The 12,154-nt window shown below is 39.4% G+C and carries 13 protein-coding genes and 1 pseudogene; 11 read left to right on the top strand and 3 right to left on the bottom strand.

Annotated features, from left to right (window positions below):
* The 10 genes and pseudogenes from BKL49_RS12290 to BKL49_RS03235 all read left to right on the top strand — a co-directional run.
* A pseudogene (locus tag BKL49_RS12290) lies at positions 1–377 on the top strand (DUF4123 domain-containing protein); the annotation flags it as partial.
* A 6-nt stretch (positions 378–383) separates the two neighbouring features.
* On the top strand, positions 384–3,260 hold the full coding sequence (locus tag BKL49_RS03195; protein WP_077423184.1) for a toxin VasX: 2,877 nt from the start codon (positions 384–386) through the stop codon (positions 3,258–3,260).
* Positions 3,261–3,270: 10 nt separating this feature from the next.
* Entirely contained in the window at positions 3,271–4,125 is an 855-nt protein-coding gene (locus BKL49_RS03200) for a hypothetical protein (protein WP_077423185.1), read from the top strand.
* A gap of 280 nt (positions 4,126–4,405) precedes the next feature.
* Positions 4,406–5,266, top strand: a complete 861-nt coding sequence (locus BKL49_RS03205; protein ID WP_077423186.1) for a hypothetical protein — start codon at positions 4,406–4,408, stop codon at positions 5,264–5,266.
* A gap of 285 nt (positions 5,267–5,551) precedes the next feature.
* Positions 5,552–6,412 (top strand): hypothetical protein, encoded by an 861-nt coding sequence (locus tag BKL49_RS03210; protein ID WP_077423187.1) that lies wholly within the window; start codon positions 5,552–5,554, stop codon positions 6,410–6,412.
* 286 nt (positions 6,413–6,698) lie between these two features.
* Positions 6,699–7,562 carry a hypothetical protein gene (locus BKL49_RS03215; RefSeq protein WP_077423188.1) on the top strand — a complete coding sequence of 288 codons (864 nt, stop codon included), beginning with the start codon at positions 6,699–6,701 and terminating at the stop codon, positions 7,560–7,562.
* A 71-nt stretch (positions 7,563–7,633) separates the two neighbouring features.
* Complete coding sequence (locus BKL49_RS03220; protein ID WP_077423189.1) at positions 7,634–7,840, top strand: hypothetical protein; 207 nt, start codon at positions 7,634–7,636, stop codon at positions 7,838–7,840.
* A gap of 8 nt (positions 7,841–7,848) precedes the next feature.
* Positions 7,849–8,709 carry a hypothetical protein gene (locus BKL49_RS03225; protein ID WP_077423190.1) on the top strand — a complete coding sequence of 287 codons (861 nt, stop codon included), beginning with the start codon at positions 7,849–7,851 and terminating at the stop codon, positions 8,707–8,709.
* Positions 8,710–8,776: 67 nt separating this feature from the next.
* Entirely contained in the window at positions 8,777–8,983 is a 207-nt protein-coding gene (locus BKL49_RS03230) for a hypothetical protein (RefSeq protein ID WP_077423191.1), read from the top strand.
* A gap of 8 nt (positions 8,984–8,991) precedes the next feature.
* Positions 8,992–9,852 carry a hypothetical protein gene (locus BKL49_RS03235; RefSeq protein ID WP_077423192.1) on the top strand — a complete coding sequence of 287 codons (861 nt, stop codon included), beginning with the start codon at positions 8,992–8,994 and terminating at the stop codon, positions 9,850–9,852.
* A 175-nt stretch (positions 9,853–10,027) separates the two neighbouring features.
* Here the strand turns inward: BKL49_RS03235 and BKL49_RS03240 are convergent, their stop codons facing one another.
* The 3 genes from BKL49_RS03240 to arsC all read right to left on the bottom strand — a co-directional run bounded on the left by BKL49_RS03240 (position 10,028) and on the right by arsC (position 11,016).
* Complete coding sequence (locus tag BKL49_RS03240) at positions 10,028–10,324, bottom strand: DUF5377 family protein (RefSeq protein ID WP_077423193.1); 297 nt, start codon at positions 10,322–10,324, stop codon at positions 10,028–10,030.
* A gap of 23 nt (positions 10,325–10,347) precedes the next feature.
* Positions 10,348–10,593, bottom strand: coding sequence for an alternative ribosome-rescue factor A (locus BKL49_RS03245; RefSeq protein ID WP_077423194.1), 246 nt, complete (start codon positions 10,591–10,593; stop codon positions 10,348–10,350).
* Between the two features lie 72 nt (positions 10,594–10,665).
* Positions 10,666–11,016, bottom strand: coding sequence for an arsenate reductase (glutaredoxin) (arsC, locus tag BKL49_RS03250; RefSeq protein ID WP_077423195.1), 351 nt, complete (start codon positions 11,014–11,016; stop codon positions 10,666–10,668).
* A 79-nt stretch (positions 11,017–11,095) separates the two neighbouring features.
* Between arsC and BKL49_RS03255 the strand changes: the two genes are divergently transcribed.
* Positions 11,096–12,145 (top strand): AI-2E family transporter, encoded by a 1,050-nt coding sequence (locus tag BKL49_RS03255; RefSeq protein ID WP_077423196.1) that lies wholly within the window; start codon positions 11,096–11,098, stop codon positions 12,143–12,145.
* Positions 12,146–12,154: the final 9 nt, after the last annotated feature.

Genomic DNA, 12,154 nt, shown 5'->3' on the forward strand with positions numbered 1-12,154 from the left:
TCTCCCTTGCCGAATTACCACAAGAGACCCAACCAAGTGCGGTCGCTTTTGATGATGAATTTAATGCGTTTTTGGAAGCGTATGCGAAAAATCAATCTGCCGAAAAATTATTAACAACGATTATTCCTCAAGAATTTCCACACCTTATCTTATCAAAAGACAAAATAGTTCACTGGATAGAATGTGCAATGAAACTGGGTATCACAAATGAAGGAGCAATAGAACTCTTTGTTAAAGCCGAATGCTATTTACTCAACTCAACACATAAATCCGACACACTAATTTCCACAATATCAACCGAATATGGCAAAATGTCCGATGTTGAACTTGCCAAGTTACTTTATTTAAAAACAAAGGAAATAAAAGAAAAGGAATAATGAAACATGCCAATGCCCTCTGCCAAACAATATGACAACGACTGTATAACCGGCATGCCTTGCCAACAAGCACTCACCCCTATTATTCCGGTGAGATTTAGTCTCACCCGAAACGCCCTTGAAAATATCAAAGCCGGAAAAGTGCCTGCCGCACCTCAAGACACAAAAATAGGCACGCCGGACTATGAATTAAGACGCTTACGCCAAGGCTATTTCTATATCTATGCCGAACTCGGCATGGCAAATAATTCGACCGACGGTGATGACCACCAAGAAGGGCATTGGCAAATTTTTGAATACTACATCAGCAATAATGATGGAAATAGTGCCGTTGCCCCTGAAATGTCGGCTGAGGCACGCAAAAAAATTGGTGCAACTGAAGACCCTTCTCAAAAAACAGGTCAAACTTATCATTTCCGTAAATATAGATGGAAAGACGGCACACCTCACGGGGAATGGATTCTAGACAACAAAACTTATCCCTATGCCTTTGTTCATAAACAAGTCACCCGCATTCATTATGCTTACAGCGAACGGCGTTGGGCGCCCGCATTTTTTGAACTGTTGGAAACAAATCAAGAAGCACGCAAGCATATTATGCAACAAGTTTCACTCGCCAATGATGAACCGGCTTTTAGTCTGCCGTTTTCTAAGCTCACAACAGATGTCGCCGATTTTACCCCGTCAACAATACAAAAAGATGAAGCCGATAGCCTCACCCGAGCGACATCAATCGGTTTTACCGAACGACACAATATCGCTATTCTAAAGGAAGAAGAAAAACAACGCGCACGCATTGTCGCTGTACACGACCCTATTGGTAATTTGGCGGATGTCTCTGCACTTCATGAATTAACTTGGATTAATATGATTCGTGCCCGCCGAAAATACCTTTACCCGACCTCAACCGCAAGGGCGGTACTAAAACTTCAATCCCGATTGAGAAAAACCTGGTTTAAAAATTATCCTTATGACGTAAAAAATGAAGAAACGCTTAAAAAATATGCCGCAGATAACTTTTATGACACCATTGATGAATTTAAAGCGATGAATCAGACAGTAGATAACATTGCTAAAGTACAAAAAGCGATGATGGAACAAGCTGGTCACTATTCGATTTGTAAATTATTGGAATACTGTGCGGTAAAAGCCATACAACGGATAAGTCAAAACGAGGTTGAAGTAAAAGCCTTAAATGACCTAAATATGCAGGCGGCAATCCTTGTCAAACTGGCGATGCAGGGAATCGGTATTTCAGACCAAGGCATGAAATATCAAGCGGAAATGTTGGCAACCGAGAGTATTTATGGCGGTTATATTGGAAAAATTATCGCCACCGCCCAACGGGTTGAATTAACTTACCGTAATCACTCAAAAGCAAATGGATTACGCGCATTGAAACGATTAGAACTTGAACTCATGTACGAATCATTAATGAGTGCACAATTCTACCGTTGGTCATCAAAAACCTTAAAGGATAAAAGCATTACACGTGAAAGCTATCTAAAAGCCTTCGGTCTCACTCGTACGACTGTCACCCTCACCAATACGGCGGAAAGCATAACCGCTCGTCTGGAACAACAAATCCAAGGTTTGTTACAAGATAAAGTTCAAATCCAACCACTCATTCCCTCTCATCCACCCCGTACGATGGGCAGCACATCAAGCACGAAAAATCTGGGTTTTACCTTTGACATTATTGTGCCGGAAGGGCAAATCAATACGCAATCGGCACAACAACATGTCAATATGTCTCATAAAATGGGGATTTTTCTTGCCGGATTATCCTTGTTGGATACATATAAAAATTTAAAGGATTCACAAAACAATCCTTGGTGGGATTCTGTTGCGCAAAGCACCTATGCACTCACCGGTTTGTTCGCGATGTTTTATTATGAAAGAAACGGCATCGCCCATGACAGCATTAAAAACGTGCTGAGTGCAAACAAAAGCCTACTGGCTTCCCTCTTTGGCGACCAACACCTCATTGTGCAACAGGTTGATAAAGCCATTCGGGGCACTGCCTACAAACGTGGATTTGCTTACCTCGGGCATATTGCAAACTTTATGGGCATTGTGGTGGCTATTGCGGATGTCGCAAAAGGTTGGAGCAAACACGACCGTGCCTCAACCGTTTCGGGTATCTTAATGGGTGGTGCACAAACTGCCCTCTTTTTCTCTGAAATGGCGTGGGTGGGAAGGCTTGCCCCCATCAGAGTAGCTTCATTAGGGGTAGGTATGGCGGTGTCTGGCGTGCTTATGGCGGTAGGCTGGCTGCTCTTTAGTGCCTCAATGTTGTATTATTATTTTTCCGATAATGACGCAGAAGCGTGGGTACGTTCCGGGTTTTGGGGGAATTCGGATGAGTATTGGGGAGAAGAAAGAGTTTCATTTGATAAATTATTAAATGAATCTAAGATTTTTGCATTTCCTACAAATAAAGGTTACCAACAAATAGTTAGCTATTATGAGAAAGAAATGGAAGGTTTTTATAACCTAATTTTAGGGATGTCAATTCAAAATGATATTCAAGGTGATAAAAAATTACGGGTTTATAGCCCGCTTTTTAATGCAGGAGAAAGTGTCAATAAACTCACTATTGAATGGCGACAACAAACCGTATGGGGTGGGCCCGGTGAACGGGGCGAACAATATACGGATTTAGGCTCGGCAAAGGTGAAGAAAAAACGCTTATTGGCAAATTGTATTGAACTCGATTTTAGCGAAACGCCGCCTTTGGGTATCGTTCCAAAACCGGATTGGCGGAATTTGGGAAGAACGGTGTTAGCAACGCAAGGCATACTGACCTTGAAATATCCAAAGCTCGGCAGCTCAACGGAACATTTTATCGTTCAGCGAATATTTGGGAAAAATGAAATTTAGGTAGGAAAAAATGTTTAATTTTAATCATCATAGTTCTTACACGCCCGACACAATCTCAAGAAACATTAAACGGGTAAAAAGCGGTGTTATTGAGGTTTGTCGATATAGTGATGCAAAATTTAAACAATTTGTTTGGTTGTGGATTATTGCGATTATAGGGGTAATGACATTTCAACCTGAATATAGAAATAGTATTTATAGTGACATTGAATGGACTATTTCTCCAGATTCTAGAATAACTCCTCGATATTATAGTTATAAAAATAGAATGATCAGTATTGGTGAGTCGTATCCTCAATATGAAGAGTTCAAAAATGAAATGTTAGAAATTCATGGCTCACGTCGCTATACAGGTGCTTTTGCCATCTTATTTCCACTATTTCTATTCTTTTTACTTATTTTACCCAACTGGCGTCCACTACGTATCGATACCAACCGCCGTATTGCCTACTTTTGGCTATTCGGCAAGTTTTATATCACGCGTTATGATGAAAGAGCCAATCCACTCAATGCCTTGAAGCCTTACTCATACCAATCCCGATTAACCAATCCGGAACATGCGGCATTAGTCCTTACGCTTCCTCATGAAACCGATCCCAACAATATCGTGCGCATTGATTTAGGCATTTACCGCCCCGCCTGCGATTACCAAGATCAGATACTCAAAGATTTTCTCGCCGACTATATGCAAAGCCCTAATCCCGATCAGGAATTTGCTCATTACTTCAAAAAAGAAAAACGTTTATGGTCGGATTATATTAATTGGTTTTATCATTTCAGCCTTTTCCCAACCCGTGGCTATAACGAAAAGAAAACCGAAGCTAAAATCCAACAATGGCTTGCCAACAACCCCGAGATCTATTAAAACGCCATTATTTTTGACCGCACTTTACCTAAAGTGCGGTTGATTTTGCATAAGAAAGATACAAATGTGAAAGAAAACGCTTACTGGCAGATTGTATTGAACTTGATTTTAGCGAAACGCCGCCTTTGGGTATCATTCCAAAACCGGATTGGCGAAATTTGGGAAGAACGGTGTTAGCAACACAAGGCATACTGACCTTGAAATATCCAAAACTCGGCAGCTCAACGGAACATTTTATCGTTCAGCAAATATTTGGGAAAAATGAGATTTAGGAGGAAATATGTTTAATTTTAATCATCATAGATCTTACACGCCCGACACAATCTCAAGAAATATTAAACAGGTAAAAAGCAGTGTTATTGAGGTTTATCGTTATAGCGATGCCAAACTACGCCAATTTTTATGGATGTGGTTTTTAGTTATTACTTTTTTTTGGATATGGAATATGATTGATCCGAGCCAACCGCTCCATCATAAGATGGAATGGGCTTGGAACTCGCAAAATCTACAAATTGAGTTAATTGAACTATTAAGAGATCCTCAAAAACCTGAATATACTAGAGGAGGGACGCTACTTAGTGAGTACACTAATAATTTATCAAGTAATGCAAAGCTAGATGCTAGAAAAGCGTGGATAATTTTGAGTGTACCATTTTGGTTCCTATTATTAATCATCTTTCCAAACTGGCGTCCACTACGTATCGATACCAACCGCCGTATTGCCTACTTTTGGCTATTCGGCAAGTTTTATATCACGCGTTATGATGAAAGAGCCAATCCGCTCAATGCCCTGAAACCTTACTCATACCAGTCCCGATTAACCAATCCGGAGCATGCCGCATTAATCCTTACACTCCCTCACGAAACCAATCCCAACAATATCGTGCGCGTTGATCTAGGCATTTACCGCCCCGCCTGTGATTACCAAGATCAAGTTCTCAAAGATTTTCTCGCCGACTATATGCAAAGCCCTAACCCCGATCAGGAATTTGCTCATTACTTCAAAAAAGAAAAACGTTTATGGTCGGATTATATTAATTGGTTTTATCATTTCAGCCTTTTCCCAACCCGCGGCTATAACGAAAAGAAAACCGAAGCTAAAATCCAACAGTGGCTTACCAACAATCCCGAAATCTATTAAAACGCCGCTATTTTTGACCGCACTTTACCTAAAGTGCGGTTGATTTTGCATAAGTTTTTAAAGATACAAATGTGAAAAAAAACGCTTATTGGCAAATTGTATTGAACTCGATTTTAGCGAAACGCCGCCTTAGGGTATCGTTCCAAAACCGGATTGGCGAAATTTGGGAAGAACGGTGTTAGCAACGCAAGGCATACTAACTTTGAAATATCCAAAACTCGGCAGTTCAACAGAACATTTTATCGTTCAGCGAATATTTGGGAAAAATGAGATTTAGGAGGAAATATGTTTAATTTTAATCATCATAGATCTTACACGCCCGATACAATCTCAAGAAATATTAAACGGGTAAAAAACGATGTTATAGAAGTTTGTCGGTATAGTGATGCAAAATTTAAGCAGTTTATTTGGCTGTGGATCGTCGCTATTTTTGGTGTTTTAGGATTAGAACCTGAATATAGAGCAAATATACATAGTGAGATCGAATGGGCTATAAATCCAGATAAACAACTAGAAATACAATACAATGAACTGTATCTGCTGTATAAAAAAGATAACGAACTCCATAAATTTAGAAGCTATGAAGAATACAAAAAAGGGATGCTAGAGTATCATATAGAAAGTACTTATATAGGCTTTTTCTGTATTTTTTTTCCAATTTTTCTATTACTTTTGCTTATATCTCCAAACTGGCGTCCACTACGTATCGATACCAACCGCCGTATTGCCTACTTTTGGCTATTCGGCAAGTTTTATATCACGCGTTATGATGAAAGAGCCAATCCACTCAATGCCCTGAAGCCTTACTCATACCAGTCCCGATTAACCAATCCGGAGCATGCCGCATTAATCCTTACACTCCCTCATGAAACCGATCCCAACAATATCGTGCGCGTTGATTTAGGCATTTACCGCCCCGCCTGTGATTACCAAGATCAAGTTCTCAAAGATTTTCTCGCCGACTATATGCAAAGCCCTAACCCCGATCAGGAATTTGCCCACTACTTCAAAAAAGAAAAACGCTTATGGTCGGATTATATTAATTGGTTTTATCATTTCAGCCTTTTCCCAACCCGCGGCTACAACGAAAAGAAAACTGAAGCCAAAATCCAACAATGGCTTGCCAACAATCCCGAGATCTATTAAAACGCCGCTATTTTTGACCGCACTTTACCTAAAGTGCGGTTGATTTTACATAAGTTTTTTAAAGATACAAATGTGAAAAAAAACGCTTATTGGCAAATTGTATTGAACTTAATTTTAGCGAAACGCCGCCTTAGGGTATCGTTCCAAAAGCGGATTGGCGAAATTTGGGCAGAATGGTTCTCGCTACGCAAGGAGTATTAACCTTAACATACCCGAAACTGGGTTCTTCGACGGACTATTTTATTGTTCAACGCCTATTTAGAAAAAATGAGATCTAGGAGAGTTTATGTTTAACTTTAATAATCAATCAAAATCCTATACACCCGATACGATCTCAAGAAATATCAGGCAGGTTAGAGAGGGGGTGATTGAAATACGCCGTTACAGTGATGCCCAACTACGTCAATTTTTATGGATGTGGTTTTTAGTTATCACTTTTTTTTGGATGTGGAACATTATTGATCCTTCACAACCATTACATCATAAGATGGAATGGGCATGGAATTCTGAAAATAAAATCAATGAGATAGTTTCTTTGTGGAAATCCACCGACAACCCACTCTACACCAGAGATGGTCAATTACTAAGTGAATACAAAAATGAATTATCTTTAAATACAAAGCAAGATATTCTTAATTCATGGTGCATTTTAAGTATACCATTTTGCTTTTTTCTATTATTAATAGCACCAGATTGGCGTCCACTACGTATTGACACCAACCGCCGAATTGCCTACTTTTGGCAATTCGGTAAATTTTATATCACACGCTATGATGAAAGAACCAATCCGCTCAATGCCATGAAGCCTTACTCATACCAATCCCGATTAACCAATCCGGAGCATGCCGCATTAATCCTTACACTCCCTCACGAAACCGATCCCAACAATATCGTGCGCGTTGATTTAGGCATTTTCCGCCCCGCCTGTGATTACCAAGATCAGGTACTCAAAGATTTTCTCACCGACTATATGCAAAGCCCTAACCCCGATCAGGAATTTGCCCATTACTTCAAAAAAGAAAAACGTTTATGGTCGGATTATATTAATTGGTTTTATCATTTCAGCCTTTTCCCAACCCGCGGCTATAACGAAAAGAAAACCGAAGCAAAAATCCAACAATGGCTTGCCAACAATCCCGAAATCTATTAAAACACCGCTATTTTTGACCGCACTTTACCTAAAGTGCGGTTGATTTTGCATAAGTTTTTAAAGATACAAATGTGAAGAAAAAACGCTTATTGGCAAATTGTATTAAACTTGATTTTAGCGAAACGCCGCCTTTGGCCATCGTTCCAAAAGCGGATTGGCGAAATTTGGGAAGAACGATGTTAGCAACACAAGGCATACTAACTTTGAAATATCCAAAACTTGGTAGCTCAATGGAATATTTTATCGTTCAGCGAATATTTGGGAAAAATGAGATTTAGGAGGAAATATGTTTAATTTTAATCATCATAGATCTTACACGCCCGATACAATCTCAAGAAATATTAAACGGGTAAAAAACGATGTTATAGAAGTTTGTCGGTATAGTGATGCAAAATTTAAACAATTTGTTTGGTTATGGATCATAGCTATTATTGGAATTGCTTCCTATAACATAACATCTGAAAATAATATTTATAAAGATATAAAATGGGCATTAGCTCCTGACGAGCAATTACAAAAACAATACAATAGGTTGACTAAAGTGTATAAATCTCATAATAAGATAGAACAATTAGAACAATATAGTGAATACAGAAAAGATATGCTATCTCGTCACACAGGAAGCACTTATGTTGGTTTTTTCTATATATTATTTCCAATTTTTCTATTACTTTTGCTTATCTCGCCCAACTGGCGTCCACTACGTATCGACACCAACCGCCGTATTGCCTACTTTTGGCTATTCGGCAAGTTTTATATCACGCGTTATGATGAAAGAACCAATCCGCTCAATGCCCTGAAACCTTACTCATACCAGTCCCGATTAACCAATCCGGAGCATGCTGCATTAGTCCTTACGCTTCCTCATGAAACCGATCCCAACAATATTGTGCGCGTTGATCTAGGCATTTACCGCCCCGCCTGTGATTACCAAGATCAGGTACTCAAAGATTTTCTCACCGACTATATGCAAAGCCCTAACCCCGATCAGGAATTTGCTCATTACTTCAAAAAAGAAAAACGTTTATGGTCGGATTATATTAATTGGTTTTATCATTTCAGCCTTTTCCCAACCCGTGGCTATAACGAAAAGAAAACCGAAGCTAAAATCCAACAGTGGCTTACCAACAATCCCGAAATCTATTAAAACGCCGCTATTTTTGACCGCACTTTACCTAAAGTGCGGTTGATTTTGCATAAGTAAAGATACAAATGTGAAGAAAAAACGCTTATTGGCAAATTGTATTGAACTTGATTTTAGCGAAACGCCGCCTTTAGGTATCGTTCCAAAAGCGGATTGGCGAAATTTGGGAAGAACGATGTTAGCAACACAAGGCATACTAACTTTGAAATATCCAAAACTCGGCAGTTCAACAGAACATTTTATTGTTCAGCGAATATTTGGGAAAAATGAGATTTAAGAGGAAATATGTTTAATTTTAATCATCATAGATCTTACACGCCCGACACAATCTCAAGAAATATTAAGTGGGTAAAAAACGGTGTCATTGAAATTTGCCGTTATAGTGATGCCAAACTACGCCAATTTTTATGGATGTGGTTTTTAGTTATCACTTTTTTTTGGATATGGAATGTGATTGATCCAAACCAACCACTACACAATAAGCTGGAATGGGCTTGGAATGCAAAAGAAAAAGAAATCTATATTATTAATTTTTTAATAGATTCAGATAATCCTCAGTATATGATTGATGGGCAACCTATCAATGAATATAAGTCTCACCTATCCGAAAATGTTAAACAATATACGAAAAATGCTTGGGTATTATTAAGTGTACCACTATGGATTCTACTATTACTTATTTCACCCAACTGGCGTCCACTACGTATTGACACCAACCGCCGAATTGCCTACTTTTGGCAATTCGGTAAATTTTATATCACACGCTATGATGAAAGAACCAATCCGCTCAATGCCCTGAAGCCTTACTCATACCAATCCCGATTAACCAATCCGGAGCATGCCGCATTAATCCTTATACTCCCTCACGAAACCGATCCCAACAATATCGTGCGCGTTGATTTAGGCATTTACCGCCCCGCCTGTGATTACCAAGATCAAGTTCTCAAAGATTTTCTCGCCGACTATATGCAAAGCCCTAACCCCGATCAGGAATTTGCCCACTACTTCAAAAAAGAAAAACGTTTATGGTCGGATTATATTAATTGGTTTTATCATTTCAGCCTTTTCCCAACCCGCGGCTATAACGAAAAGAAAACCGAAGCCAAAATCCAACAATGGCTTGCCAACAACCCCGAAATCTATTAAAACACCGCTATTTTTGACCGCACTTTACCTAAAGTGCGGTTGATTGTTTTCCACAATTAGAAAGGCAATTATCTCTTTCTATTAATTTGCCACACCCAACAATCGTCAAAAATTTATTGATATAAAACAATGAGTTGACAAAAAAATAAAAACCTATTAACTCCCCCTCAAAAAACTATTCCGCTTTCACACCTAAATTGCCGATTCTTACCCCAAGCATACCGAGGGAAACCGAATCTAAATAATCACCAAGAAATTTGAATAGCTCGGTGAGTTCGGTAAATGAACGTTGTATTTTGATTTGATCTTCCACTCTACGCACAAATTCATAGCGAATACCGCTTTCTTCAAAATGAGCAGTGAGGGTTAAATAAACGGTTTCAAAAAAATGGCTATGCGCCCCTTCTTCACCGGGATCGCTAATACGCACATTCCACGTTGTATTGAATAATGTTTCTGTTTTGTTTGACATATTGTTACCTCTCATTGTTATTTTTACTTTAAGAAAAACCCGATTATAAAATTTCTGAAATCAAAAAATTTATAATCGGGCTTTTCAAAAAATTTCCCTGCGTGTTTTGCTTTTCGTTGGTAACTGCCTTTTCCTTTGCGCTTTTTCTCAATACGCTGACGAAATAATCTATCGTGCAATAATGCCATTACCGCATTGTCTTTCACCACCCCGCGGGTGTGTTGATAAACGGTTTGATTTTCAACCGCACTTTTTTGTTTTTTTGCCATTATGTTTCCTTAAACTTAAAAACGCCGTGAAGTGATTTTCACGGCGGCGTATTATACGCATAAACCCTCAAATTACAAAATCGCCAACACCGCTTCCGGCGGTCGCCCGATTTTTGCTTTTTCACCGTTCACCACAATAGGGCGTTCAATCAAAGCGGAATGTTCGCTCATTGCCTTTAATAAATCCTCATTGGTTAATGCGGGATTATCTAATTCCAACGACTTATACAAATCATCGTTGGTTCGCATCATTTGTCGCACATCATCCACACCCAATTTATCGGCTAATTGTTGAAGTTCGGCAATGGCATAATGTTTTTGTAAATACAGTTCAATCACCGGCTGAATCCCCTTTGCTTCAAGTAATGAAAGGGTTTCTCGGCTTTTAGAACAGCGTGGATTGTGATAAATCACGATAGGCATAGAATTTCTCTCCGGTTGGCTATAACTAGGGGGAATTTTAACTTATAATGGCGAAAATTTCTTATTCGGATATGCATTTATGTTAGATATGTTGAAAAGCTGGTACGCCCGCCGCTTGAGCGATCCACAGGCTATGGGGCTGTTGGCGATTTTACTTTTTGGCTTCATTGCCATTTATTTTTTTGGTGATTTAATCGCCCCCTTGCTGATTGCCATTGTGTTGGCATATCTATTGGAAATGCCCATTCACTTTCTCACCCATCGGCTAAAATTCCCACGTATGTTGGCAACCATCGTTATTTTTGGTGGATTTATTGGTATGGCAACGGTTTTTTTTCTTGTGCTTGTGCCGATGTTGTGGAATCAAAGTATTTCATTGTTAAGCGATCTGCCGGCAATGTTTAATAAACTCAATGAGTGGTTGCTTGCTTTACCGGAACATTACCCCGAACTCATTGATTATTCTATGGTCGATGCCATTTTTAATTCCGTGCGGGAAAAAATTCTGGGCTTTGGTGAATCGGCGGTGAAACTTTCGCTCGCTTCCATTATGAACTTGGTATCCCTCGGCATTTATGCCTTTTTAGTGCCGTTAATGATGTTTTTTATGTTGAAAGACAAAGGGGAACTTTTACTGGGGGTAAGCCGATTTTTACCACGCAACCGTCACTTAGCGTCTAAAGTGTGGTTGGAAATGCAGCAACAAATCGCCAATTATATTCACGGTAAATTGTTGGAGATTTTAATTGTCACCCTCGTCACTTACGTTATTTTTCTCATTTTCGGCTTAAATTATCCGCTGTTATTGGCTTTTGCGGTGGGGCTTTCCGTGTTAGTGCCTTATATTGGTGCGGTGTTAGTCACCATTCCTGTGGCGTTGGTTGCCCTTTTCCAATTCGGAATCAGCCCAACATTTTGGTATATCATTATCGCTTTTGCGGTGAGCCAATTATTAGACGGAAATTTACTCGTGCCTTATTTATTCTCTGAGGCGGTTAATCTACATCCATTGATCATCATTATTTCGGTGCTGATCTTCGGTGGATTATGGGGATTCTGGGGTGTCTTTTTTGCCATTCCGCTCGCAACCTTGGTGAAAGCGGTGCTAAATGCATTACCGGAAGATTAAAAATGGCGG

It is taken from the genome of Rodentibacter myodis, from assembly GCF_001999305.1.
Classification (GTDB): Bacteria; Pseudomonadota; Gammaproteobacteria; order Enterobacterales; family Pasteurellaceae; genus Rodentibacter; species Rodentibacter myodis.

What these genes read in the sequence shown, in the direction of transcription:
- BKL49_RS03240 (WP_077423193.1), bottom strand. Translation starts at nt 10,324, where the DNA reads ATGTCAAACAAAACAGAAACATTATTCAATACAACGTGGAATGTGCGT.
- BKL49_RS03225 (WP_077423190.1), top strand. Translation starts at nt 7,849, where the DNA reads ATGTTTAATTTTAATCATCATAGATCTTACACGCCCGATACAATCTCA.
- BKL49_RS03205 (WP_077423186.1), top strand. Translation starts at nt 4,406, where the DNA reads ATGTTTAATTTTAATCATCATAGATCTTACACGCCCGACACAATCTCA.
- BKL49_RS03200 (WP_077423185.1), top strand. Translation starts at nt 3,271, where the DNA reads ATGTTTAATTTTAATCATCATAGTTCTTACACGCCCGACACAATCTCA.
- BKL49_RS03255 (WP_077423196.1), top strand. Translation starts at nt 11,096, where the DNA reads ATGTTAGATATGTTGAAAAGCTGGTACGCCCGCCGCTTGAGCGATCCA.
- BKL49_RS03215 (WP_077423188.1), top strand. Translation starts at nt 6,699, where the DNA reads ATGTTTAACTTTAATAATCAATCAAAATCCTATACACCCGATACGATC.
- BKL49_RS03245 (WP_077423194.1), bottom strand. Translation starts at nt 10,593, where the DNA reads ATGGCAAAAAAACAAAAAAGTGCGGTTGAAAATCAAACCGTTTATCAA.
- BKL49_RS03195 (WP_077423184.1), top strand. Translation starts at nt 384, where the DNA reads ATGCCAATGCCCTCTGCCAAACAATATGACAACGACTGTATAACCGGC.
- arsC (WP_077423195.1), bottom strand. Translation starts at nt 11,016, where the DNA reads ATGCCTATCGTGATTTATCACAATCCACGCTGTTCTAAAAGCCGAGAA.
- BKL49_RS03210 (WP_077423187.1), top strand. Translation starts at nt 5,552, where the DNA reads ATGTTTAATTTTAATCATCATAGATCTTACACGCCCGATACAATCTCA.
- BKL49_RS03235 (WP_077423192.1), top strand. Translation starts at nt 8,992, where the DNA reads ATGTTTAATTTTAATCATCATAGATCTTACACGCCCGACACAATCTCA.